This window comes from Thioalkalivibrio sulfidiphilus HL-EbGr7 (assembly GCF_000021985.1).
Classification (GTDB): Bacteria; Pseudomonadota; Gammaproteobacteria; order Ectothiorhodospirales; family Ectothiorhodospiraceae; genus Thioalkalivibrio_A; species Thioalkalivibrio_A sulfidiphilus.
In genome coordinates this window covers 1,159,271-1,183,395 of the sequence record NC_011901.1, presented here as the reverse complement: position 1 = coordinate 1,183,395, position 24,125 = coordinate 1,159,271, and the positions used below count along the sequence as shown (strand labels likewise).

The following is a 24,125-nucleotide window of genomic DNA, read 5'->3' as shown; positions in this document are numbered from 1 at the left end:
TTCTAGCCAGCAGGACATCGAACCACCCAAGGATGATGCGAACACCCATCGCCACATGGACATCACTCATCGCCGGCCTGATGCTACCGGCGCTGGTCCTGTTCATGCCGCTGTGCGGGTTCGCCTCCGAACCGCAACCGGCCCCGAAGCGCGTGCTGCTCCTGGCCAGCGACGACGGCACCCTGCATCAACGCGTGCTGCTGTCACTGGAACGGCAGATCGTAAACCTGCCTGTGTCACGATCCACGGCCGTGGCCAGCGCCGAATCCGCCATGGCGCAGATCAGCGGTTACGACTGCCAGGACTGCCTCATCGTCACCTCCGGCGTCAATGCCCTGCGCCTGGGACTTGAACACAGCCGCGAGGCGCACATCCTCGCCATCGCCATACCGGAAGAGAGCTTCCTGCAGCTCACCCGCCAGAGAACGGACAGGGTGAGGATATCGGCCATCTACATGGAGGTCTCGCTGCAACGCATGGCAGAGATCATCAGCCAGCGGCTGACCGGCATCGCGTCGGTGGGCATCGTCAGCGGTGATGGCCAGTACCTGGCCACCGAAAAGCGTCAGGGTCATCCGTCCGAGATCCCTCGCATGCAATTCCGGGAATACGGCGTTCCCCGCGAGGCGGATCTGATCGAGGTGTTCACCCAGGCGAGCCGCGAGAACCAGGCCATCCTCGCCGTGCCGGATCCGCGTATCTTCAATCGCGACACCATCGTGCGCATCATGCTCACCACCTATCGCAGCAACACCCCGGTGATCGGATATTCCGAGGCCATGACCCGGGCCGGGGCACTGATGTCGGTGTTCTCCAGCCCGGAGATGCTCGGCGAAGAGGCCGGTGAACTGATCGCAAACGCCCTGAGGGCGCAGCGCTGGCAGCACACTGACCGCCACACCGAACGCTACACCGTGACCATCAACCCGCAGGTGGCCCGCTCCCTCCGCATACGAGTCAAAGAATCCCCGTGATGACGAACTGGCGCATCAAACACCGACTTTTGGCCCTGGCACTGCTGCCCTCGATGGTGGTGGCCATGGTGCTCACCGGCTACTGGACGGCCATCAAGATCATGGAGCTGAACCGGCAACTGGAAGAACGCGGCGAGACCATCGTGGCCTTCCTGGCACCGGCCGCGGAGTACGGGGTGCTGTCGGGAAACCGGGCCTACCTGCGCTCGGCGAGCACCCGGGTCCGTGAGGAACAGGACCTGATCAGCATCCGCGTCAGCGACGACCGTGACAACCTGCTCTACACCCATGTGCGCGATATCCAGGATTCCCGTCGGCTGCACACCCTGTCTGCGCTGCTGTTCGGTCACGAGGTCCGGCAGTTCGAGGCACCGATCGTGCTCACCAGCCTTGATGGCTTCGATTTCCTCGGTGGGTCCGCGGAGGTGGACCGGCGCAACACGGAGCGGGTGATCGGGCATGTCAGGATCAGCCTGTCCACGGTGCCCACCGCCGTCACCCAGACGGAATGGCTGCTGCGAAGCCTCGTCATCATCGTCGTCCTGCTGGCCCTTACCGGGCTCGTCATCTATCGCCTGGAGCAGCCCATTTCCGCCCCCCTGGAGCAGATGGCCGAGACCGTGCGGCGTATCGGACGCGGCAACCTGGAGGCCCGCACCGGGGTCAGGACAGGCGGTGAACTGGCACAGCTGGCCCACGGCATCGACAACATGGCCGAGAACATCCAGCGCGCCCACGCCAGGCTTGCGGAACGCATTCAGTCCGCCACCCGGGATCTGCAGGATCAGCTGGACCTCATCGACCAGAAAAACCGTGAACTGACCCTTGCCCGCGGCAAGGCGGAAGAAGCCAACCAGCGCAAGTCCCAGCTGCTCGCCAGCATCAGTCACGAACTGCGCACGCCCTTGAGCGCCATCCAGGGCTACGCAGAACTGCTGGAACAGTACGGCGACCTGGACGACCGTGATCTGGGTTGGCTGGAGATCATCAACACCTCCAGCAAGGACACCCTCAAGCTGGTCAACGACCTGCTGGACGTGGCACGCCTGGAGTCCGGGCGCATCACCATCCACCGCAGCCAGTTCCAGCTCGGCAAATGTCTTTCGGAAGTGATCGGCATCTGTCGCCGTTCCCTGCGCGACCGCCAGGTCGACGTCACCCTGATCATGAGTCCCGAGACACCCGCCTCGATCACATCCGATCACCTGCGCTTCAAGCAGGTCATCACCAACCTGCTCAGCAATGCGCTGAAGTTCACCGCCAACGGCCAGGTGAACGTACATGCCAGCGTGCGTCAGGAAGGACGTACCCGGCAGCTTGAGATCTGCGTGCGGGATTTCGGGCCCGGTATCGAACCGGATGACCTGCCGCACATCTTCGAGCCCTTTTTCCAGTCCAGGCATCCGGAGGTACGCCGTCACAGTGGCGCAGGCCTGGGCCTGAACATCACCCGCGGCATCACGGAATTGCTGGGTGGACAGATCCTGGTGGACAGCGCCCCGGGCACGGGCAGCCTGTTCACGCTCCTGCTGCCGCTGTACGACAGCGATGTGCCGCTGCCCTCGCCGCCGCTGCCGGGCGACCTTGGCCAGGTCACGGTCTGGTGCGACGATACAGAAGTGCGCACGGCACTGCTGCAAACCCTCAGGGTCATGAACCTCGGCACCCGGGCAGGGAGATCACTGGATGACTACATCCAGCAGCTGGACCTCAACCCCCAGGGCATCGGCATCATCTGGGTGCGCTCCCTGTCCGGCGATGACCTGGAGAAACTGCGTCTGCACCCGTCACTGCTGGCGCGCACCCTGATCGCCAGAAACAGCCTCATGCCGGAGGAGACCCAGGCGGGCCTGCTCGCCCAGGGGGCGCGCTTCATGCCGCTCACGCTCTCGGTCCAGTCCCTCAATCAGGCCATCCAGCGCAGACTGCGTCCCGGCACCGCCAGCCGGGACGTGGAGGAAGACCTCGCAGAGGACACGATACCCTTGAACGGTCTGCGTTTCCTGGTGGCCGATGACAACGCCGTCAACCGGCGCCTGCTGGCGGAGATCATCCAGCAGCAGGGCGCGCAGGTTCGGCAGGTGGAGGATGGTGCGTCCGCAGTGAGCGCCTATCACGAGGACACGCCTGACGTGGTGCTCATGGACGTGCACATGCCGGTGAAGGACGGCATCGAGGCGATGCTGGAGATACGCACGGAGGATCCCACTGCGCGCATCGTCGCGGTGACCGCCGATGCCCGCCCCGAGATGCACATCTCCCTGCTCCAGCAGGGCTTTGACCAGGTACTTTCCAAGCCTATCTCGGAGCAGGACCTGGTCGAGTGTGTGCAGGAAAGTCACAAGGGCGTGCGCCGTTCCAGCCGTCGCAACGTCGACCCGGCGCGGGACATGCCGCACCCGGTCCACGATCCCGTGCTTTCCCTGCAAAGGGCCGGCGGCAATCCTCAGCTGGCCCGGGACATGCTGGACATGCTGATCCGAGATGCGCAGAAGGCCCTGGAGCAGATCACTGAGACATCCATGGGGAACGAGGCCCTGCTGGAACTGGTGCACCGCATACACGGCGGCTCACGCTACTGCGGCACACCACGTCTGAATACCCGCAGCCAGGCCCTGGAAGCGGCCCTCAAGGACGGGCGCACGGACGACGTCCCCACCCTGCTGGAGGCCTGGAAACAGGAACTGAAGGCATTGACCGAGGGCGGGGACAGCCTGCTGGAATCACTGGGCAGCCCGAAGACCTAGCCCGGCTATTTCACCAAGGCCATCCGGATGCGGCGGGCCGTGCCCGCCCTATACGAGGAAAACGATCTCGCATGCCCATAGGGCGGCCCGTGGCCGCCTGCTGACGGCGAACCCGGTGCTCACGGCGGGCACGGCCCGCCCTATGGCTTCGGGTGTCGGCGGGCACGGCCCGCCCTATGGCTTCGGGTGACGGCGGGCACGGCCCGCCCTATGGCTTCTGTGGGTGTCGACGGGCATGGCCCGCCCTATGCAAGCAAGGCAGGCCGAGACAGCCCGTTATTGGGGGATCCGGGAAGAAAAACGATCAGCCCTGCAGGATCACGAAGGCCAGCGCGTAATCCCGGTCGTCGGTGATGCTGATGTGGGATTCCTTCACCCCGAGACGCCCGGCGGTCTCGGCGGCGCGCCCGGAGAAGACCAGCAGCGGGCGCCCCCGCGCATCATGATCCACGCCCACGTCCATGAAGCGCATGTGTGCGCCCACCCCCACGCCCAGCGCCTTGCTTGCCGCCTCCTTGGCGGCGAAGCGGCGGGCCAGGAAGGCCGCCGGGGCGGCGCTACTGTGATACCCGGGCCATTCCACGGGATGCAGGATGCGCCGGGCGAGGCGTTCGCCGTGGCGCTCGAGCAGCCCCGCCATGCGCGGGATGCTGGCCAGGTCGGTGCCGATACCCAGGATCCTCATGGCCGGGTTCACCGCCGTGCCCGGTCCATGGCGGCACGCATGGCGCGCACCGCCTCGCCGATCCCCGTGAACAGCGCACGGGCGACGATGGCGTGGCCGATGTTGAGTTCATGCATCACCGGGATCGCCGCGATGGGCAGGACGTTCTCGTAGTCGAGGCCGTGCCCGGCATTGACCACCAGGCCCCGTGCGTGGCCGTGGGCGGCGGCGGCCACGATGCGCTCCAGATGCGCCTCGCGATCCGGCCCCGGCGCTGCACTGGCATAGGCACCGGTATGCAGTTCCACCACCGGCGCACCGATGCGCAACGCGGCATCCAGGTGCGCCAGGTCGGGCTCCACGAACAGGGACACCTCGATGCCCGCGGCCAGCAGCGGCGCGCAGAAGGCCTTGAGCCGTGCCTCCTGACCCAGCACATCCAGCCCCCCTTCGGTGGTCAGTTCCTCGCGCCGCTCGGGCACGATGCAACAGGCCTGGGGGCGGATGCGCAGGGCGATGGCCTGCATCTCCTCGGTGGCGGCCATCTCCAGGTTCATGCCGGTGGTGATGCGCTCGCGCAGCATTTCCACATCGCGGTCCTGGATGTGACGACGATCCTCGCGCAGGTGCAGGGTGATGATGTCCGCGCCGGCCTCCTCGACGATGCGCACCGCCTCGACGAGATCCGGATAGGGCGTGCCCCGGGCCTGGCGGATGGTGGCGATGTGGTCGATGTTGACGCCCAGTCGCAGGGCGGTTTGCGTGTTCATGGTTCTTGGTTCTCTTGTCTCTGTCCCGCTGCGCCGGGAAACAGCGCGCGGCTCATGATCCTTCGGCCCTGGAGATGATGGTCCAGCAAGCCGCGCAGCAGGCGCTTGGCCTCCTGGCGCCCCCTTGGCGTCTGCACACCCCCGCCCAGCAGCTCACGCAGGGTCTCGCCATGGACACAGGGGCCCCGGGATCGCTCCCCGGGTCCGGCAAGCCGCAAGCCGCGCTGGGCCTCGTACACATAGCAGTCCTCGGGCTCCAGCGCCGCAAGGTCGATGCTTTCCAGCCCCTCACCCAGGTAATGCAGCAGGCTGCGCTCATAGCCCCGCAGCAGCGGTTCCAGGTCCTCGTCCGGTCGGGCCAGTGCCGCGACGGTGTGGGCGTAGTCCTCGAAAAAACCCTCCAGGGGAATCTGGCGCGGCAACAGCTTCAGGGCCAGTTCGTTGACATAGAAGCCGCAGGCCAGGCGTTGCGCGGCCAGCACCACGGCAGACTGCTCCTCCAGCAGGCTGAGGGTCTTGAGCTCGCCCCGTCCCTGCCAGGCCAGCTCGTAGCGTGCAAAACTGCGCGCCTTCTGGCTGCGGCCGCGGAACAGACAGGCGGTGCGTCCCTCGGCCTCGGTGAGCAGATCCAGGATGTGACTGTTGTCCCGGTAGGGACGCACATGCAGGATGAAGCCTGTGGTGTGGACTCTGTTCACGGGGTAATAAAATCGAGATTCAAAATTCAAAATTCAAAGGGGCTGAGCAGGGCCGTACGGCCTGAATCTCCAGCATAGCTGCCCCCTTTGAATGTTGAATTCTAAGTATCAATCCCCATGCGCCGGATGGAGTCCACGTCCGCCTGCCAGCCTTCCCGGACCTTCACCCAGAGGCGCAGCATCACCTTGCGCTCCAGCATCTGCTCCAGGGTGTGGCGCGCGGCGGTGCCAACACTCTTGATCATGCGACCGCCCTTGCCCACCACGATGGCCTTCTGGCTGTCGCGCTCCACCCAGATCACCGCGTCGATGTGGGTGACCGTGGGCGTGTCCTTCCAGGACTCCACCTCCACCGCCGTGGCATAGGGCACCTCCTGCCCGAGGCGTTCCAGCAGCTCCTCGCGGATCACCTCGGTGACCCTGAAGCGCTGGCTGCGATCGGTGAGTTCATCCTCCGGGAACAGGTGCACACCTTCGGGCAGGAAGCCCTGGAGCACGTCCACCAGGGGCTCCAGGTTCACGCCGCGCAACCCCGAGATGGGCACGATGTCCGAGAACGCGTGCAGGCCCTGCAGCCGCTCGATGAAGGGCAACAGGGCCTCCTTGCGCTCGAGACGATCCACCTTGTTGATGGCCAGCACCAGCTTCTTCACGCCGGCCTGCTTGAGCATCTCCAAGATCTGGGCATCGCCGCTCTCCCAGCGGTCCGCCTCCACCACGAACAGCACCGCGTCCGTGTCCGCGAACACGGCCTGGGCGGCCTGGTTCAGGACCCGGCCGAGCAGTTTCTCGGAGCGGGTATCGATCCCCGGCGTATCCACCAGGATGAGCTGATCAGCGCCCCGGGTGACGATGCCCAGGATGCGATGACGGGTGGTCTGGGGCTTGCGGGTTGTGGCGGCGATCTTCTCGCCCACCAGGGCATTGAGCAGCGTGGACTTGCCCACGTTGGGGCGTCCGACGATGGCGATGTAGCCGCAGCGGGATGGGGACTGGGTTTCGATGATGGGGGCTCCAGGAAGGCGCTAGAGACAAGTGACTAGATACAAGATACAAGAAAACATGACGCTTGGGGCTAGCTCATAGGGCGGGCCGTGCCCGCCATCAGCCCCAGATTCCAGGACGGCCGGCTGACGGCGGGCACGGCCCGCCCTATGGCTACCAGAGAAAAATGACGAGATACAAGAATACTTGACGCTATGGCGTGGCGGACAAATGTAGGCTGCTTTCAACTTGCCTCTTGCCTCTTGCCACTGGTCTCCAGCGCCTTCAATGCGCATTCCGCCGCGGCCTGCTCGGCGCGCCGACGGCTGGTGCCTTCACCCGGGTACTCTTGGTCCCCCACACGGCACAGGGCGCGGAAACGCTGCTCGTGGGCCTTGCCGGTCACGGAGGTGACCTCGTAGACGGGCAGTTCCCGGCTGCGGCCCTGCAGCCATTCCTGGAGCCGGGTCTTGGGATCCTTGAGGGCGTCCAGCGCGGGCAGACTCTCCAGCCGATCAGCGTAGAGCGCCAGCACGAAACGCCGCGCGGCATCGAAACCGCTGTCCAGGTAGACCGCGCCGATCACCGCCTCCACCGCATCGGCCAGGATGGAGTTGCGCCGGGCGCCGCCGCTTTTCAGCTCCCCCTGGCCCAGGTTGATGTGCCCGCCAAGGCCCTGGGCCTTGCCGATCACGGCCAGGCTGTCCTTGTTCACCAGGGTGGCGCGAAGCCGGCTGAGGTCACCCTCGCTGGCCTCCGGGTGGGCCTTGAACAGATGCTCCGCCATCACCATGCCCAGCACCGCGTCACCCAGGTATTCCAGGCGCTCGTTGTTGGGGCTCCCGGCGCTGCGGTGTGTGAGCGCCTCGGTGAGCAGTTCGGAATCGTGCAGCCCCTCGGGCAGGAGATCGTGAAGCGGAATCCGGCTCATGGACCCAGGGGATATTCCCGCTTGAAGCTGACCACCGCATCGATGTTGGAGATCATCTTGGTGCGCACTTCATAGTCGAGCACGATGACGCGCTTGTCACCCCGCTGTTCCAGTTTGAGGTGCTCCTGGCGCACATTGTCCACGCTGTTGACCTGGAAGCGCCGGCTGGTCGCCCCCCAGATCTCGCGCATGCTGCGGTTGGCGGCACCTTCGGCGGCCACGTCCTTGAGCACGGAGTTGACCGTCATGAATTCCTGGTAGATGGGAAACAGGCGCAGGCCCACGGTACCGAAGATCACCAGCACCGCCGCGACGAACAGCAGCGGAATGAGCGCGATGCCCCGCTCTTTGCGGAAGGCCAGGGCATGCAGGCGCTTGGCAGACAGGTGGTTCATGTTCATCTCCCCCTTGACGTGATTAACGTATCCGCGTCCCGATCCGACCCAGGTCCGAGGAACTGTCAGCAAAATCCCAGTGCATCCAGATCATCACCGCCTTGCCCACCAGGTTCTCCTCGGGCACGAATCCCCAGTAGCGGCTGTCGTTGCTGTTGTCCCGGTTGTCACCCACCACGAAATAGTGTCCTTCCGGCACCACGATCTCGCCCTGCACCGACGGTCGGTTGGGCCAGATCAGGATCTGGTGGGTGACGTCACCGAGGGTCTCCTCGGCCAGGGTCGCGCCGGTCATCACGTCCCCGGAGCCTACGCCCTCGTAGGTCCCGATCTCCCGCTGGGTCACGGCGCGATCGTTGATAAACAGGGTCTTATTGTAGAACGCCACCCGGTCCCCGGGCAGTCCCACCACCCGTTTGATGTAGTCCTCTCTGGGATTCTCAGGATAGCGGAATACCGCCACATCACCATGTTTGGGCAGACCAGTGGGGATGATCAGCTGACGGGTTACCGGCAGGCGGATACCGTAGCTGTACTTGGTGACCACGATGAAGTCGCCCACCAGCAGGGTCGGCATCATGGACCCGGAGGGGATGCGAAACGGCTCCACCACGAAGGAGCGCAGCACCAGCACGATGATCAGCACCGGGAAGAAGGACTTGGAGTACTCCACGTACCAGGGCTCGGGGGGACGCGCGTTGCGGCTCTCCCCCTCCACGGGCACCGGCGCCTGCCTGGCCTTGCTCCACCACAGCGCATCCAGCAGCCAGACCACACCCGTGACGAGCGTGCCCAGCACCAGCACCAGTTCAAGATCGAAGGTCATGCACTGCTCCCCTTAAGTCTTTCAGCCCGGCAGTTCTCGGCTGCCTGTGCCTAGCTGCTCTTGGTGTCGGCGCGCAGCACCGCCAGGAAGGCATCCTGGGGCACTTCCACACGGCCGATCTGCTTCATGCGCTTCTTGCCCGCCTTCTGCTTTTCCAGCAGCTTGCGCTTGCGGGTGGCGTCGCCGCCGTAGCACTTGGCGGTGACGTTCTTGCGCAGCGCACGCACGTTGGTGCGCGCGATGATGTGACTGCCGATGGCCGCCTGGATGGCCACCTCGAACATCTGCCGCGGGATCAGTTCGCTCATGGTCTCGGCCAGCTGGCGGCCGCGGCTCTGGGCCTGGTCCTTGTGCACGATCACGGACAGCGCATCCACACGGTCGCCGTTGATGAGCAGGTCCACCTTCACCAGGGGCGCCGGTTCCATGCGCGCCATCTCGTAGTCGAAGGAGGCGTAGCCCCGGCTCACGGACTTGAGCCGGTCGAAGAAGTCCAGCACCACCTCGGACAGGGGCAGCTCGTAGGTGAGACCCACCTGCCGACCGGTGTACTGCATGCGGGTCTGCACACCGCGCTTTTCCACGCACAAGCTGATCACCGCGCCCAGGTAGTCCTGGGGCACCAGGACATTGGCGCGGATGATGGGCTCGCGGATCTCCTTGATCTCGTTGATCGGCGGCAGCTGGGAGGGGTTGTGGATCTCCAGCACCTCACCCTTGGTGGTCTCCACGTGGTAGACCACGGTGGGCGCCGTGGTGATCAGGTCCAGATCGTATTCACGCTCCAGGCGCTCCTGGATGATCTCCATGTGCAGCATGCCCAGGAAGCCGCAGCGGAAACCGAAGCCCAGGGCCTGGGAGGTCTCCGGCTCATAGTGCAGGGAGGCGTCGTTGAGCTTGAGCTTGTCCAGGGCGTCGCGCAGGTCGTTGTAGTCTTCCGCGCTGATGGGGAAGATGCCCGCGAACACCCGGGGCTGCACGTCCTTGAAGCCGGGCAGTGGCGACTCGGCGGGCCGGTCGGCGCCGGTGAGGGTGTCGCCCACCTTGGCCCCGGTGATGTCCTTGATGGTGGCGATCACGAAACCCACGTCGCCGGCGGCGAGTTCCTCCCGGTCCTTGGGCTTGGGTGTGAACACGCCCACCCGGTCCACCAGGTGGGTGCGGCCCGTGGACATGGCGATGATCTTCTGCTTGGCACGCACGGTGCCGTTCATGACCCGTACCAGGGCCACCACGCCCAGGTAGTTGTCGAACCAGGAGTCGATGATCAGGGCCTGCAGGGGCGCGTCCGGATCGCCGGCCGGCGCCGGGATGCGCCCCACCAGGGCCTCCAGCAGGTCGTCCACGCCCTGGCCGGTCTTGGCGCTGACCCGCACCGCGTCCTTGGCCTCGATGCCGATGATCTCCTCGATCTCCGCGGCCACCCGTTCCGGGTCGGCGGCGGGCAGGTCGATCTTGTTGAGCACCGGCAGCACTTCGAGGTCCAGGTCGATGGCGGTGTAGCAGTTGGCCACGCTCTGGGCCTCGACGCCCTGGGAGGCATCCACCACCAGCAGCGCGCCCTCGCAGGCGGCCAGGGAGCGGGAAACCTCGTAGGAGAAGTCCACGTGCCCCGGGGTGTCGATGAAATTCAGCTGGTAGACCTGGCCGCTGCGGGAGTGGTAGTCCAGGGACACACTCTGGGCCTTGATGGTGATGCCGCGCTCGCGCTCCAGGTCCATGGAATCCAGCACCTGCTCGGACATCTCCCGCGCGTCGAGACCTCCGCAGGTCTGGATGAAGCGGTCCGCCAGGGTCGACTTGCCGTGATCGATGTGGGCAATGATGGAGAAGTTGCGGATGTATTTTTGTCTGGGTTCAGCCATCACTCAAGGCCTGTCGCAATTCGGTTTCATCGAGGAAATGGCAGCACAGGATCTCGTCATCCAGGGCCAGCACCGGCACCTTGACGTTGAAACGCGCGCGCAGCGCGGGGTCCGCGTCCACATCCACGGTCTTCAGGGAAACATCATCCGGGAAATCAATGGCGGCAAGCTGCGCGTGCATCTGCTCGCACAGGTGACATCCGACCCGGCTGTAGAGGATCAGCGTCCGTGCCACGGGGTCAATCCGGCACCTTCAGTGCCAGAAAGACCGGACCCTGGGGACGCTGCACCAGCACGGGGACCCTGCTGCCGGGGGTGAGTTTACCCGCCAGCTCGGCGAAATGCGCGGGAGATTCGATGCGCTGGTTGTTGATCATCACCAGCACGTCGCCGCGCTGGATGCGCGCATCCCGTGCCGCGCCCTCGCCGACCCCGGCCACCAGGACACCGCCCTGCTCCAGGTCCAGGGCCTCGCGCAACTCGGCGGGCACCGGCTCCAGGGTCATGCCGAAGCGATTTTCAGCTGCCGAAGGGGCCACTGATTCGGCCGGCGCGCGGCTGGCCAGTTCGTCGTCCGGCGGCAGTTCCGCGATGCGTATCCGCAGGGTCTGCTTGCGACCGTCGCGCAGGATCTCGACCCGGGCGTCCTTGCCCACCGGGGCACGCCCCACCAGGGGCGGCAGGGCGCTGGAGCGGGTGACCTCCTCGCCGTTGAAGGTCAGGATCACGTCGCCCACCCGCACACCGGCCTTCTCCGCAGGGCTGTCGGGCAGCACCCGGGCCACCAGGGCTCCGGTGGGACGGCTCATGCCGAAGGAGTCGGCCAGTTCCCGGGTGACCTCCTGGATCAGCACACCCAGCCAGCCCCGGCTCACGTAGCCCTGGGTCTTGAGCTGCTCGACCACTTCCATGGCCATCTCGATGGGGATGGCGAAGGACAGGCCCATGAAACCGCCGGTGCGGCTGTAGATCTGGGAATTGATGCCGACCACCTCGCCCTTCATGTTGAACAGCGGCCCGCCGGAGTTGCCCGGGTTGATGGCCACGTCGGTCTGGATGAAGGGCACGTAGTTCTCCGTGGGCAGGCTGCGCCCCTTGGCGCTTACGATACCCGCGGTCACGGAATGGTCGAAGCCGAAGGGAGAGCCGATGGCCAGCACCCACTCGCCCACCTTGAGCTGCTCGGAGTTACCCAGCTTGAGGGTCGGCAGGTCGCTGGCCTCGATCTTGAGCAGGGCCACGTCGCTCTTGGGATCGGAACCGACCACGGTGGCGGGGAAGCTGCGCCGGTCGCTCAGGCGCACGATGATCTCGTCGGCATCCTCGATGACGTGATGATTGGTCACCACGTAGCCGTCGCGCGAGATGATGAAGCCCGAGCCCAGGGAACTGGTGTCGAACTGCTCGGGCATCTGGCCGCCCTCGCCAAAGAAACGCCGTAGCAGGTCACCCAACACGCCGTCATCGGGCATATCGGGGATGCGCAACTGGGGGGGTTCACGGCCGCCGCGGGCGATATTGCGGGTGGTGCTGATGTTGACCACCGCCGGGCTGTTGTCCTCCACCAGGGGGACGAAATCCGGCAGCGCGGCGCGCCCTTGGGCAGCCGCGGAAAACACCAGGGTGAGGAACAGCAGGGCGAAAGGCAGGGTACTACGCGAGAAAACCATCATCTGGAAACCGGTCCGGGGAATAAACCCAGTGGGGATTATGACAATCAGGGGGCCAAAACACCATTGGCGCGGGGATGCAGGCTGTGCAGGCGGCGCAGGATCACGGGCTGGTAGCGGGGATCGGAACTGACCCGGCCGGCAAACAGCCGCAGCCACACCAGTCCCGCGGCCAGTCCCGCCAGGCCGCTCAACACCACCACCGGCTCACCGGCCGCCGGCCACAGCCAGCGGGCCAGCAGGGCACCCACCAGCAGGGTGATCAGGGGCACGGTGTAGACCGCCAGGGAGCCACGCACCAGGGCGGCCTCCTCGATGCCCACCACCACCTCGTCACCCAGGCGCACCCCGACGGGGTCGATGGCGCGCACCCGGCTGCGCCGGTTGCCCACCATCTTGGCGATCACGGAGGTGCCGCAACCCTTGTTGGCGGCGCAGCTGCCGCAGGTGGAACGGCGCTGGGTCTCCACCCAGGCATGGCCCTGTTCGACGCTGATGACCCGGGCCTGCTCCTCGATCACGGTCTGGCCTCGTGGTAGACGGAGTCGGCGATCATGCGGATGGTGGCCTCGGGCACCTCGCCCACCACCGTGACCTGGTATTCGCCGGCGGGCACCGCCATGGCGTGCAGGGCACCGGACTGGGTCACGCCCATGTAGAGGTCGTCCAGACTGCTGGCCCGGGAGATGAACACCGACACCGTGGCCAGCCCGTCGCTCAGCACCAGATGCTGGACCGGGTTGAGATTGGCGGCCATGGGACGTTTGCTCACCGAGGCCACCCGGAAACCGTCGGGGATGTCGCGCACCCTCCAGCCCGGATCCGGGTTCATCTCGCTCTGGGCATCCACCCGGTGGGTGGTGAAGCCCTCGCCCTTCATGACCGGGATGAAGCGGTCGTCGGGAACGTAATCCGGGAACTGGATGCTGGTGAACATGAACTGCTCGATGGTGTTGCCCTGGTGATCGAGCATCTCGGACTTGAGCAGCATGCCCGAGTCCTCGTTGATGCACAGGCGGTGACCGTAGCGCAGATCGTCGTTGGGGATGATCTGCAGGGTGCGGCAGCTCAGGCCGGCGATGCGCTGCTCCCCTTCCACCTGGAAGCGGTAGGGAGAGTCAGGACCGAACTTACGGTCCGGGATGGCGGCGGGCAGTCCGCCGAGTCGACTGCGCCGGGGCTCGATCACCACCGAACGACTGGCGGGCCAGACGCAGGTAAGCACGTCCTCGTCGCGGATCACCTCACGGGGCTCGCCGGTCAGGGACAACAGGCGTTCGCGCTCGCCACGCTCGTCCCGGGTGTGGACGATCTGCATGGTTTCGGTCTTCTGCCCGTGGATGTAGACGAAGGTGCCCTCGTAACTGAGGCTCCTGACCGCCTCGATCATGCGATCCAGCAACGCATCGGCCCGGTGATCGTCGGCCCAGGCGTGGCTGGAGGCCAGCAGCCCCACGGCCAGGACGTACCGGGAGAGTCCCCGCAGGCCCATGCCTTATTCCCCGGGGGTTTCGAAGCCGACCACCCGCACGTAGGGCATCAGGCCCTGACCACCGGCGTGTTCGGCGTGATTGACGATGAAACTGTTGAGTCGGGCATCGGGGGTCTCGAGACGGCTGAAACCGGATGCCTCGCGGACCCGTTGGGCGTTGCCGGAGGCCAGCTGTCGTTCACCCTCAGCCACCTGCATGGCCAGCGGGGCTGACACCGGGCGCTCGGCCAGAGCGGGAGCGGGCATGGTCTCCGGGGTACCCCCCACGTTCATGACACCCACCAGCACGGCCACGGCCACGGACGCGGCCATGGCCACGCCGGCGACCGGCTTGAGCAGGCCTCGGCCGACCTGCTGGGGCACACCCGTCAGGGCGGGCTCCTGCTCGATCAGGGCACTCACCCGACTGGCGAAGTCTGGCGGGGCCGAGCGATTCAGACCGCCGCGGATGGCGTCGCCGATCAGGTGGTAACGGCCCCACTGGGCCAGGTCCTCGGGATGCTTGCCAAGCTCATCCACCAGGCGTCGTACCTCAAAGCTGTCAGCCTCGTCGTCCACCAGGGTGGACAGGCGTTCATTCTTCGTGGCGGTCATGGGCGTACACTCTCTACTCGATTGAAAATAACCATGGGCGTCCCCTGCATCACTCCAGCAGGGGTCGCAGGGTCCGGTCGATGGCCTCCCGGGCCCGGAAGATGCGTGAGCGCACGGTGCCGATCGGGCATCCCATGGTCTGCGCTATCTCTTCGTAACTCATGCCTTCCAGCTCACGCAGGGTGATGGCGGTCTTCAGGTCCTCGGGCAGGGTCTCGATGGTGCGCTGCACCGCGGCCTGTATCTCCTGTGACAGCAATTCACCCTCGGGGGTTGCATATTCCTTGAGGGCGGATTCACCGCCCATCTGCTCGGCGTCCTGGGCATCCACCTCGTAGTCGGGGGTACGCCGGTTCTGGGAGACGAGGTAATTCTTTGCCGTGTTGATGGCGATCCGGTAGAGCCAGGTGTAGAAGGCGCTGTCGCCACGGAAATTGGCCAGGCCCCGGTAGGCCTTGATGAAGGCCTCCTGGGAGACATCCAGGGCGGCAGAGGGGTCGTGCACATAGCGGGAGACAAGATTGACGATCTTGTGCTGGTACTTGAGCACAAGGGCGTCAAAAGCTTTCTTGTCTCCGGCCTGAACACGCTTGACCAGCTCCTCGTCGGTGACCTTCTTGCCCATGCGGGCACTCCCCCTCTCAGGGCACGTCCTGTACCCTACCTGCGATTGACCTGTAAACCAGCGGTAAGTTCTGGCGGATAGTTGCCTGATGAATGCCCGCCCGAGCGGGCGAACCCATGTGGCGCGACCCGTGGATGCCACGCTAAGGCCGCAAAAACTGTGACAAAATAACTCAAACCATGACCCCGCCTCAAGCCAAGTCCGCTGTCCACCACCATGACGTGCTGATCATCGGCAGCGGCGCGGCGGGCCTGTCCCTGGCCCTGCACCTGGCCCCCCACCGTCGGGTGGCCGTGCTCAGCAAGGGTCCCATCACCGAAGGCAGCACCTTCTATGCCCAGGGCGGCATCTCCGCGGTGCTGGACGACAAGGACTCTCTCGAGGCCCACGTGCGGGACACCCTGACGGCCGGTGCCGGTCTGTGTGACGAGCGCTCGGTGCGCTACACGGTGGAGCACGGCCCAGCCAGCATCCGCTGGCTGCAGGACCTGGGGGTGCCGTTCACCGAGGAGACCCTGGCCGACGGCAGCATCCAGCTGCACCTCACCCGGGAGGGCGGCCACAGTCACCGGCGAGTGGTGCACGCCGCCGACGCCACCGGCCGGGCCGTGGAGGACACCCTGGTGGGCCAGGCCCGGCGCGCCCCGAACATCGAGCTGTTCGAACAGCACATCGCCGTGGACCTGATCACCCGCGAGAAGCTGGGCCTGGACGGCCCCAACCGCTGTGTGGGGGCCTACGTGCTGGATCGTTCCAACGGCGTGGAGATCTTCCAGGCCCCCTGCGTGGTGCTGGCCACCGGCGGCGCCAGTAAGGTCTACCTCTACTCCAGCAACCCGGACGGCTCCACCGGCGACGGCATCGCCATGGCCTGGCGCGCCGGCTGCCGGGTGGCCAACATGGAATTCATGCAGTTCCACCCCACCTGCCTCTACCACCCCCGGGCCAAGTCCTTCCTGATCTCCGAGGCGGTGCGTGGCGAGGGAGGCCGGCTGCTGCTGCCCGACGGCCAGCCCTTCATGCACCGCTTCGACCCCCGGGGCGAACTGGCCCCCCGAGACATCGTCGCCCGGGCCATCGACCACGAGATGAAGCGCCTGGGCGCCGACTGCGTCTACCTGGACATCAGCCACAAGCCGGCGGAGTTCGTGAAAGGCCACTTTCCCACCATTCACGAACGCTGCCTGGAATTCGGCTTCGACATGACCCGGGAGCCCCTGCCGGTGGTCCCCGCCGCCCATTACACCTGCGGCGGCGTGGTCACGGACCTGGATGCCCGCACCGACCTGGAGGGTCTCTACGCCATCGGCGAAACCGCCTACACGGGCCTGCATGGCGCCAACCGCATGGCCAGCAATTCCCTGCTGGAATGCCTGGTGTTCGCCCGGGCCGCCGCCGAGCACATCCTGTCCCGGGACACCGCCACGCCACCGGCGCTCACCATCCCCGCCTGGGACGAGAGCCGGGTCACCGACTCCGACGAGGAGGTGGTGGTCTCCCACAACTGGGACGAACTGCGCCGCTTCATGTGGGACTACGTGGGCATCGTGCGCACCACCAAGCGCCTGGAGCGGGCCCAGCATCGCGTGGACCTGCTGATGGCGGAGATCGACGAGTACTACAGCCACTTCCGGGTCACCAACGACCTGCTGGAGCTGCGCAACCTGGTGATGGTGGCCGACATCATCATCCGCTGCGCCATGCAGCGCCGTGAGAGTCGCGGCCTGCACTACACCCTGGACTACCCGGAGCGGGACCCGGCCCAGGACGGCAGGCCCACGGTGCTTAAGCCAACTCTGGCTAGGTGAGGCACTCAAAAAAGCGATTTGCCACAGAGGTCACAGAGGACACAGAGACACCACTGCATTAATGACTCTGTGACCTCCGTGGCAAAAATTTTTTTGCTTGTCCACCGGCGCAATTCTGATCACAAGACATACCCGGGATGGCTGGCAGTACAGCAGTGAAGACGTGGCCGAGCGGGCCTGGATTCTCGAGCACATCAACGACCCCGGGCTGTGCCTGGTGGATACCCGCAGCGTGGGTGAATACCAGGGCATCGACGTGCGCGCCGCCCGCGGCGGACACATCCCCGGTGCCGTGCACTACGAATGGACCCGGGCCATGGACATCCACCGCAATCTCCGCCTGCGCCCCGCCGATGAACTGCGCGAGGAATTGGTCGCCCTGGGCATCACCCCCACAGGGAGGTGGTGGGTCTGGCAGTAGACCACCACCGCTCCGCCCACACCTGGCTGATGCTCAGGCACCTGGGCTTCGAACGGGTGCGCGGCTACCCCGGCGCCTGGTCCGACTGGGGCAACGCCCCGGATGTGCCCGTAGAGACCGGCACCCCGCGTTGACACCTGTCCCGTAGGTCGGGCTTTAGCCCGACAGCGGTGTCCGTCGAAGCCGTGCTGTCGGGCTGAACGAATCGCCGGGAGCGATTCGTCGCGCGAGCCCCCCTTGGGGTGAGGCGCAGGGATGCGCCGAACAATCCCGACCTACGACCGGGGCTGCGCTGACAAAAAAGGCGAGCCAAGCTCGCCTTCTTGCCTTTCATTCCCACTTCCCAATTCCCACTTCACACTTTAATAAAGTGTTCCCGGTAATGCCGCAGTTCCTGCACCGAGGCGCGGATGTCGTCCAGGGCCTGGTGATTGGATTCCTTGGTGAAGGCGTTGGCCACACCCGGCGCCCAGCGCCGTGCCAGTTCCTTGAGGGTGCTCACGTCCAGGTTGCGGTAGTGAAAGAAGGCCTCCAGGTCCGGCATGCAGCGGGCCAGGAAACGCCGGTCCTGGCAGATGCTGTTGCCGCACATGGGTGATCCGCGACGGGGGATGTATTTTTCCAGGAAACGCAGGGTCTCCTGCTCCGCCTCGATCTCCGTATGGAGACTCATCCTGACCCGGTCGATGAGCCCCGAGCGGCCGTGGGTATCCCGATTCCAGTCGTCCATGCGCGCCAGGATCGCATCGCTCTGATGCACGGCGATCACCGGGCCCTCGGCCAGGATATTCAGGTCCTTGTCGGTGACCAGGGTGGCGATCTCGATGATGTAGTCGTTGTCCGTGTCCAGACCGGTCATCTCCAGATCGATCCAGGCCAGGTTGTCGGGATTGGGATTCATGAACGTCCTTTGTGCGGCATTTGGCTTCGGGAGGCAGTGTACACGCATCCCCCGGGGGTGTTCGAGGCGGGTCGGCACGGGCCCGAGAGCATCGGGCTGTGTACTCGGCACCAGCAATGTCCTAGTCTTACACTAAGACTTATGCCTGTGTCAGCAGGCTGCACGCGCTTCCGGGAGGACCCGCCCATGAAACCGAGCCGCACCCTCACCGCCGTGATCGCCATCCTGGCCCTGCTGTTCGGCGCCTCGGCCCAGGCCGACGTCAACCGCGGCCAGCAACTGCATGCCACCAACTGCGTCAGCTGCCACACCAGCATGGTGGGCGGCAACGGCACGGCCCTGTACACCCGCGCCAACCGCCTGGTGGGCTCCCGTGATCAGCTCATCGCCCAGGTTCGGCGCTGTGAGAGCACGCTGGGCCTGCGCTGGTTTGATGAGGACGTGATGGCCGTGGTGGAATACCTCAACAGCAACTTCTACAGATTCTGAGCCTGCCGTGCCCGTGACCCGTCTCGACACCCTCCAAACCCTTCAGACCCAGGGACCGGATCACGCGTGACACACACGGGACGGGTGGTCACCCGCTTCGGCGCGGAGCTGGTGATCGAGGACGAGACGGGCCAGCGCCGACGCTGCACCAGCCGTCGCCGTCTGCAGGACGCGGTGTGCGGCGACCGGGTGGAATGGAGCCCCAGCGACTCGGGCAACGACGTGGTCAGCGCCATCCTGCCCCGGCACAACCTCCTGCAACGCCTGGATCCTCGGGGCCAGACCCGGCCCGTGGCCGCCAACCTGGACCAGGTGGTCGTGGTCATCGCCCGCCGCCCGCCGCCCCAGTGGCCCCTGGTGGACCGCTACCTGGTCGCCATCGAACACCTGGATGCCCGCGCATTGCTGGTGGTCAACAAGGCCGATCTGGAGCCGGATCCTGCGGACCCGCAACCCGGGATGGAAGAACGCTATCGGCAACTGGGTTACCCGATGCTGCACACCAGCGCCAGTGCCGGCCTGGGGCTCGATGATCTGCGTGGCGAGCTCAAGGACAGGACGAGCATCCTGGTGGGACAATCGGGCGTGGGCAAGTCATCCCTGATCCAGGCCCTGCTGCCCGGGGAAAGTCTGCGTATCGGGGAGGTCTCGGAAGCCACCGGAGAAGGCCGCCACACCACCACGGCCGCGAGCCTGTATCACCTGCCGGGCGGCGGCGACCTCATAGACTCGCCGGGGGTGCGGGATTTCACCCCCCCGCCCCTGCCCGCCGAGGCACTGGCCCGGGGCTTCGTGGAGTTCCGCCCCTACCTGGGTCAGTGCCGCTTCCACAACTGCAACCACGACCGGGAACCCGGCTGTGCCATCAAGGCGGCGGTGGACGCGGGAGAAATCAGCGGCGAGCGCTACCGCAGTTATCTGGCGATGAAGAAATAAATTCAAGATTCAAAGGGGTGAAGCGAAGTACCTTTGAATCTTGAATTCCCCCCTCAGAACCTCACACCCATTTCGACCCCGAACACGTCGCGATCCCGGGCGTTGGAGGCGTCATCTCCATAAAGCTCGCTGCCCCGGCCGTTGGGCAGGCCGTAGCGCTGGCTGTCGTAATAGAGATTGAGGCGCAGGGCGCTGCTGTCGCCCAACTGGAACTGGTTCTGGAAACTGATGAAGCCGGAACTGCGCAGTCCATTGGCCTCGGCGGGGTCCGCCCCGCCGTACACGCCGGCGTCGGTGAGGGACAGGGGCATGCGCACGCCCAGTTCCAGGAAACCCTGCCAGCCGCCGCTGGAGAACCGGGGGCCGCCGGAGAACTGGGTATACAGCAGGCCCAGGTCCTCATCGGCCAAGCCACTGCCGGCCAGCGCTTCCCGGCTCAGCCCCTGGTAACCGAGACCCATGCGCAGGTCGTAGCGAACCGCATCGCCATGGGCCCCGAAACGATAGCCACCCAGGGCCTGGAACTGCAGGGTACGTAAATCCGCCTCCAGACGCATGGGCAACTCACTCAGGGGGTCCGATCTGGCCCACTGCATGCGACCATCGACGCCAAACAGGTAACCGGAGTCGCCGCGCAGGAAGTTGTCCAGATGGGCGTTGAGGATGGTACGGCTGTTGGGCGTCGTCAGCAGGGGATCGTGATGGCGACCGCTCAGCTGCCAGCTGTCAGGATAGGTTTCGAGGAACACGCCCACCTGGTAGCCGGTGGTTTCGGATTCGGCCATGGCCGCCGTGCCCCAGAGGACACAGGCCAGCATGGCCCATGCGCAGATCCGCGTCTTGTTCATCGTTCAGCCCTCCCCTCGGGGTGCCACTCGGGCTATCCCCCCTGCCGGTGTCGCCCTGGGTGCGCCGCATCCCTTCGCCGCTGCCCCGTCGCTTCAGCCCGGCGGCCACTGCATGGAACGTCCGCCTAACACGTGTAAGTGAATATGATAGACACTCTGACCCGCCTCGGAGTTGCAGTTCATCACGGTACGATAGCCGCGCGTCGCTAAACCTGCCTCCCCGGCCACCTGACGCGCCGCCAGGTACATGCGGCCCACCAGGGCCTCGTCCTCGGCAGTCAGGTCATTGAGGGTCGCGATGTGCTTGCGGGGGATCACCAGCGCATGCAGGGGCGCCTGGGGATTGAGATCCCGGAAGGCCAGCACCTGGTCGTCCTCGTAGACGATCTCGGCAGGGATGTCGCCGGCGGCGATCTTACAGAAGATGCAGGTCGTCATTGCATGACTCCTAGAGACAAGTGACAAGAGACAAGAGACAAGAAAGAAACCCCCTCTTGCCTCTTGCATCTTGCATCTTGTCTCTGCGCCTTTCTAGTATTCGCGCCTGCCCTCGAAGGCGTGGGACAGGGTGCCGCGATCCACGTATTCCAGCTCCCCGCCCAGGGGCACGCCGTGGGCGATGCGGGTACTGCGGATGCCCCGAGCCCGGGCCAGTTCGCCGATGTAGTGGGCGGTGACCTCGCCCTCGGCCGTGGTGCTGGTGGCCAGGATCACCTCGCGGATCTCGCCTTGGTCCAGACGGGTCTCGAGCCGGTCCAGGCCCAGTTCCTCGGGGCCGATCCCGTCCAGGGGAGAGAGGTGCCCCAGCAGCACGTGGTACTGGCCGCGGAATCCCGTGGCCTGCTCCACCGCCAGCACGTCGGCGGGGGTCTCCACCACGCACAACACGTCCCGCTGGCGCCCGGGATCGGCACAGACCCGGCACAGCTCATGCTCCGTGAGGGTGCGGCACACCTTGCAGTGGCCGATGCGCGCCATGGCGTCCTGCAGCACGGCGGCCAGGCGCTCGCCGCCCGGGCGGTCCCGCTCCAGCAGGTGCAGGGCCATGCGCTGGGCGGACTTGGGCCCCACGCCCGGCAGGCAGCGCAGGGCGTCGATCAGTTCGTCCAGCAGTGAAGATTTCACGCAGCGACTAGAACGGCAGTTTGAAACCCGGGGGCAGGCTCATGCCCGCGGTCAGGCCCGCCATGCGCTCCTTGGTGGTCTCCTCGACGCGGTGCACGGCATCGTTGATGGCCGCGGCCACCAGGTCTTCCAGCATGTCCTTGTCGTCCGCCAGCAGGCTCGGATCGATGGCCACCCGGCGCACCTCGTGCTTGCCGGTCATCACCACGCTCACCAGCCCGCCGCCGGACTGCCCGGTCACCTCCATGTTGGCCAGCTCCTGCTGGGCGCGGGCCATCTGCTCCTGCATCTTCTGGGCCTGCTTCATCAGGTTGCCAAGTCCACCTTTCATCATTTCATCACCTGTCTTGCTGGGGTTGTTCGTTAGTTGGCGGCAAGGCCCTCTCGCTTGCCGCCCCGAATTCGGGGCTCACACGGGTTTCACGGAGCCCGGCACCACCTGGGCACCGAAGACCTCGCCCAGACGGGCGGTCAGTTCATCGCCAGCCACCGCCGCCTCCGCCGCCCGCTGACGTTCCTCCGAGGCGCGCACCTGGGATTGTGCCGGGGTCTCCGCCGTGGGCTCGCCGATCTCGATACGTACCTTGAGGTCTTCACCCAGATACTGTCTGACCGCCTCGATCAGGCGCCGTTCGCTGTTTGCGGATTTCAGGGTCTCGTGCCGGGAGGCCAGGCTCAGCACCAGTTCTCCATCTTGGTGGCGGCCCACGGCGCAGTGGTTGGCCAGGTTCAAGACCGGGCCAGCCAGTCCCATGGCCGCCACCGTGGCCACCCAGTCGAGCCCACCGGGGGCCGCCGTCGAGGTCGGGGCCGGTGCCGGACGAGAGACTGCGGGTTCGGGCATGCGGGGTTCGCGCACCGCAGGTGCCGGCTCCGGTGTCGTCGCGCTGCGCGCGTGCCCGACCGGTGCCCGTGTCTGGGTCTCGCTGCGGGGTTCCGGCGCTGGCCGGCTGCGCACTGACGAGGCTGTCGCGGCCTCCCCGGCACCCGCCGGCCGGAAGGCCAGCATGCGCAGCAGGGCCATCTCGAAGCCCGCCCGGGGATCGGGGGCCAGGGGCAGGTCGCGCCGGGCCAGCAGGGCGATCTGGTAATAGAGCTGCACGTCCTCGGGGGCCAGGCTCCGGGCCATAGCCTGCACCGCCGCCACGTCCACCGCGCCCTCGTCCAGGGCCTCGGGCACCTGCTGGGCCAGGGCCACCTGGTGCAGCAGGGACACCAGTTCCCCAAGTATCGCGTTGTAGTCCGGGGCCCGCTGGGCCAGGTCATCCACGGCCCCCATCAGGGCGGGTCCGTCACCGGCCGCCAGGGCCTGCAGCATGCGCTCCAGGTGGTCCTGGGAGATGGCACCGAGCATCTCGCGCACGTCGTCGTCGCGAAGGGCGCCGCTGCCATAAGCAATGGCCTGGTCCAGCAGGCTGAGGGCATCGCGCATGCTGCCCGAGGCGGCCCGGGCCAGGCGCATGATGGCAGGCGGATCGAAATCCACCCCCTCCTGCTCCAGCACCTTCTTCAGGTGCGCGCCGACCATGTCCGCGGGCATGGCCTTGAGGCTGAACTGCAGGCAGCGGGACAGGATGGTGACCGGCAGTTTCTGCGGGTCCGTGGTGGCCAGCAGGAACTTCACGTGGGGCGGCGGCTCTTCCAGGGTCTTGAGCAGCGCGTTGAAACTGTGGGTGGAGAGCATGTGCACCTCGTCGATGAGGTACACCTTGTAGCGGCCCCGGGTGGGGGCGTACTGCACGTTGTCGAGCAGTTCGCGGGTGTCCTCCACCTTGGTGCGGGAGGCGGCATCCACCTCGATCAGGTCGATGAAGCGCCCCTCGTCGATCTCACGACAGGCGCTGCACTGGCCGCAGGGGGTGGCGGTCACCCCCGTCTCGCAGTTCAGGCACTTGGCCAGCACCCGGGCCACGGTGGTCTTGCCCACGCCGCGGGTCCCCGTGAACAGGTAGGCGTGGTGCAGGCGCTGGTCGCGCAGGGCATTGGAGAGGGCGCGCACCACGTGGGGCTGGCCCACCATCTCCTCGAAACTGCGCGGACGCCATTTGCGGGCAAGAACCTGATAGGACATTGGGAAGCTACGTGATCTGGGTGAGCATGGTGGGACCATGATACCGCAGGCACATTCCCTTGGCTCAATGGAACAGTGGCAAGTGGCAAGGGAAACCGTCCGTTGACCTTCCTTGCCACTAGCCACTTGAGACTTGCCACTGCCTTAAAAGGTGGCAACCCGCACCAGCCACACCCCGGCGCCCAAGTCCACTGTTACCGTTGCTCCCTTCCGGGCCTGGCGGGGTTCACAGCTTGTTGTCGCGAGGGGACCGATGCGGGTCACCATTGAACGTGCGGGAAAATCAAGCCG

27 protein-coding genes and 1 other RNA gene are annotated in these 24,125 nt (G+C 65.9%); 7 read left to right on the top strand and 21 right to left on the bottom strand.

The window, feature by feature from the left end; translation table 11 throughout:
- The first annotated feature begins 32 nt into the window (after nt 1-32).
- Together TGR7_RS05500 and TGR7_RS05495 are read left to right on the top strand one after the other, a co-directional pair.
- On the top strand, nt 33-974 hold the full coding sequence (locus TGR7_RS05500; protein ID WP_245523032.1) for an ABC transporter substrate binding protein: 942 nt from the start codon (nt 33-35) through the stop codon (nt 972-974).
- Nucleotides 974-3,721, top strand: coding sequence for a response regulator (locus TGR7_RS05495; RefSeq protein WP_012637667.1), 2,748 nt, complete (start codon nt 974-976; stop codon nt 3,719-3,721). The genes TGR7_RS05500 and TGR7_RS05495 overlap by 1 nt, the downstream gene beginning before the upstream one ends.
- Nucleotides 3,722-4,025: 304 nt before the next feature.
- On the opposite strand, the gene acpS is transcribed toward TGR7_RS05495, so the two are convergent.
- The 14 genes from acpS to rpoE all read right to left on the bottom strand — a co-directional run bounded on the left by acpS (nt 4,026) and on the right by rpoE (nt 15,235).
- Nucleotides 4,026-4,406, bottom strand: coding sequence for a holo-ACP synthase (gene acpS / locus TGR7_RS05490; protein WP_012637666.1), 381 nt, complete (start codon nt 4,404-4,406; stop codon nt 4,026-4,028).
- A gap of 8 nt (nt 4,407-4,414) precedes the next feature.
- A complete protein-coding gene (gene pdxJ, locus TGR7_RS05485; protein ID WP_012637665.1) occupies nt 4,415-5,155 on the bottom strand; it encodes a pyridoxine 5'-phosphate synthase in 741 nt (246 codons plus the stop codon).
- Nucleotides 5,152-5,853, bottom strand: coding sequence for a DNA repair protein RecO (gene recO, locus TGR7_RS05480; protein ID WP_012637664.1), 702 nt, complete (start codon nt 5,851-5,853; stop codon nt 5,152-5,154). Before recO ends, pdxJ begins: the two co-directional genes overlap by 4 nt.
- Before the next feature lie 101 nt (nt 5,854-5,954).
- Nucleotides 5,955-6,860 carry a GTPase Era gene (gene era / locus TGR7_RS05475; RefSeq protein ID WP_041441051.1) on the bottom strand — a complete coding sequence of 302 codons (906 nt, stop codon included), beginning with the start codon at nt 6,858-6,860 and terminating at the stop codon, nt 5,955-5,957.
- Between the two features lie 221 nt (nt 6,861-7,081).
- Entirely contained in the window at nt 7,082-7,768 is a 687-nt protein-coding gene (rnc, locus tag TGR7_RS05470; RefSeq protein WP_012637662.1) for a ribonuclease III, read from the bottom strand.
- Nucleotides 7,765-8,163, bottom strand: coding sequence for a DUF4845 domain-containing protein (locus TGR7_RS05465; RefSeq protein WP_012637661.1), 399 nt, complete (start codon nt 8,161-8,163; stop codon nt 7,765-7,767). Before TGR7_RS05465 ends, rnc begins: the two co-directional genes overlap by 4 nt.
- Nucleotides 8,164-8,185: 22 nt before the next feature.
- Nucleotides 8,186-8,989: a signal peptidase I gene (gene lepB / locus TGR7_RS05460; RefSeq protein WP_012637660.1), complete on the bottom strand. Its 804-nt coding sequence runs from the start codon at nt 8,987-8,989 to the stop codon at nt 8,186-8,188.
- A gap of 50 nt (nt 8,990-9,039) precedes the next feature.
- Nucleotides 9,040-10,854, bottom strand: coding sequence for a translation elongation factor 4 (lepA, locus tag TGR7_RS05455; RefSeq protein WP_012637659.1), 1,815 nt, complete (start codon nt 10,852-10,854; stop codon nt 9,040-9,042).
- On the bottom strand, nt 10,847-11,089 hold the full coding sequence (locus TGR7_RS05450; RefSeq protein ID WP_012637658.1) for a glutaredoxin family protein: 243 nt from the start codon (nt 11,087-11,089) through the stop codon (nt 10,847-10,849). Before TGR7_RS05450 ends, lepA begins: the two co-directional genes overlap by 8 nt.
- A 4-nt stretch (nt 11,090-11,093) precedes the next feature.
- Complete coding sequence (locus TGR7_RS05445) at nt 11,094-12,527, bottom strand: DegQ family serine endoprotease (RefSeq protein WP_012637657.1); 1,434 nt, start codon at nt 12,525-12,527, stop codon at nt 11,094-11,096.
- 44 nt (nt 12,528-12,571) lie between these two features.
- Nucleotides 12,572-13,045 (bottom strand): SoxR reducing system RseC family protein, encoded by a 474-nt coding sequence (locus TGR7_RS05440; protein ID WP_012637656.1) that lies wholly within the window; start codon nt 13,043-13,045, stop codon nt 12,572-12,574.
- Nucleotides 13,042-14,016 carry a MucB/RseB C-terminal domain-containing protein gene (locus TGR7_RS05435; protein ID WP_012637655.1) on the bottom strand — a complete coding sequence of 325 codons (975 nt, stop codon included), beginning with the start codon at nt 14,014-14,016 and terminating at the stop codon, nt 13,042-13,044. The genes TGR7_RS05440 and TGR7_RS05435 overlap by 4 nt, the downstream gene beginning before the upstream one ends.
- A 3-nt stretch (nt 14,017-14,019) precedes the next feature.
- Nucleotides 14,020-14,610, bottom strand: coding sequence for a sigma-E factor negative regulatory protein (locus TGR7_RS05430; RefSeq protein ID WP_012637654.1), 591 nt, complete (start codon nt 14,608-14,610; stop codon nt 14,020-14,022).
- 49 nt (nt 14,611-14,659) lie between these two features.
- Nucleotides 14,660-15,235, bottom strand: a complete 576-nt coding sequence (rpoE, locus tag TGR7_RS05425) for an RNA polymerase sigma factor RpoE (protein WP_012637653.1) — start codon at nt 15,233-15,235, stop codon at nt 14,660-14,662.
- A gap of 179 nt (nt 15,236-15,414) precedes the next feature.
- Between rpoE and nadB the strand changes: the two genes are divergently transcribed.
- From nadB to TGR7_RS17590, 3 genes are all read left to right on the top strand, one after another.
- Nucleotides 15,415-17,043 carry an L-aspartate oxidase gene (gene nadB, locus TGR7_RS05420; protein WP_012637652.1) on the top strand — a complete coding sequence of 543 codons (1,629 nt, stop codon included), beginning with the start codon at nt 15,415-15,417 and terminating at the stop codon, nt 17,041-17,043.
- 97 nt (nt 17,044-17,140) lie between these two features.
- Nucleotides 17,141-17,464, top strand: coding sequence for a sulfurtransferase (locus tag TGR7_RS05415; protein WP_049764619.1), 324 nt, complete (start codon nt 17,141-17,143; stop codon nt 17,462-17,464).
- Complete coding sequence (locus TGR7_RS17590; RefSeq protein WP_187148418.1) at nt 17,449-17,598, top strand: hypothetical protein; 150 nt, start codon at nt 17,449-17,451, stop codon at nt 17,596-17,598. Before TGR7_RS05415 ends, TGR7_RS17590 begins: the two co-directional genes overlap by 16 nt.
- A gap of 221 nt (nt 17,599-17,819) precedes the next feature.
- Here TGR7_RS17590 and orn read toward each other — a convergent pair whose 3' ends face one another.
- Nucleotides 17,820-18,365, bottom strand: coding sequence for an oligoribonuclease (gene orn / locus TGR7_RS05410; RefSeq protein WP_012637651.1), 546 nt, complete (start codon nt 18,363-18,365; stop codon nt 17,820-17,822).
- Between the two features lie 186 nt (nt 18,366-18,551).
- On the opposite strand from orn, the gene TGR7_RS05405 reads away from it, so the two are divergent.
- Nucleotides 18,552-18,854, top strand: coding sequence for a c-type cytochrome (locus tag TGR7_RS05405; protein ID WP_012637650.1), 303 nt, complete (start codon nt 18,552-18,554; stop codon nt 18,852-18,854).
- A gap of 66 nt (nt 18,855-18,920) precedes the next feature.
- On the top strand, nt 18,921-19,790 hold the full coding sequence (gene rsgA / locus TGR7_RS05400) for a ribosome small subunit-dependent GTPase A (protein ID WP_012637649.1): 870 nt from the start codon (nt 18,921-18,923) through the stop codon (nt 19,788-19,790).
- 53 nt (nt 19,791-19,843) lie between these two features.
- Here rsgA and TGR7_RS05395 read toward each other — a convergent pair whose 3' ends face one another.
- The 6 genes from TGR7_RS05395 to ffs all read right to left on the bottom strand — a co-directional run bounded on the left by TGR7_RS05395 (nt 19,844) and on the right by ffs (nt 24,090).
- Entirely contained in the window at nt 19,844-20,638 is a 795-nt protein-coding gene (locus TGR7_RS05395) for a hypothetical protein (protein ID WP_012637648.1), read from the bottom strand.
- Nucleotides 20,639-20,731: 93 nt separating this feature from the next.
- Nucleotides 20,732-21,076, bottom strand: coding sequence for a histidine triad nucleotide-binding protein (locus TGR7_RS05390; RefSeq protein ID WP_012637647.1), 345 nt, complete (start codon nt 21,074-21,076; stop codon nt 20,732-20,734).
- Between the two features lie 93 nt (nt 21,077-21,169).
- Nucleotides 21,170-21,763, bottom strand: a complete 594-nt coding sequence (gene recR / locus TGR7_RS05385; RefSeq protein ID WP_012637646.1) for a recombination mediator RecR — start codon at nt 21,761-21,763, stop codon at nt 21,170-21,172.
- A 7-nt stretch (nt 21,764-21,770) separates the two neighbouring features.
- Complete coding sequence (locus tag TGR7_RS05380; protein ID WP_012637645.1) at nt 21,771-22,097, bottom strand: YbaB/EbfC family nucleoid-associated protein; 327 nt, start codon at nt 22,095-22,097, stop codon at nt 21,771-21,773.
- A 75-nt stretch (nt 22,098-22,172) separates the two neighbouring features.
- On the bottom strand, nt 22,173-23,834 hold the full coding sequence (dnaX, locus tag TGR7_RS05375; protein WP_012637644.1) for a DNA polymerase III subunit gamma/tau: 1,662 nt from the start codon (nt 23,832-23,834) through the stop codon (nt 22,173-22,175).
- A 159-nt stretch (nt 23,835-23,993) separates the two neighbouring features.
- Nucleotides 23,994-24,090: signal recognition particle sRNA small type (gene ffs / locus TGR7_RS17015), an RNA gene on the bottom strand.
- Nucleotides 24,091-24,125: the final 35 nt, after the last annotated feature.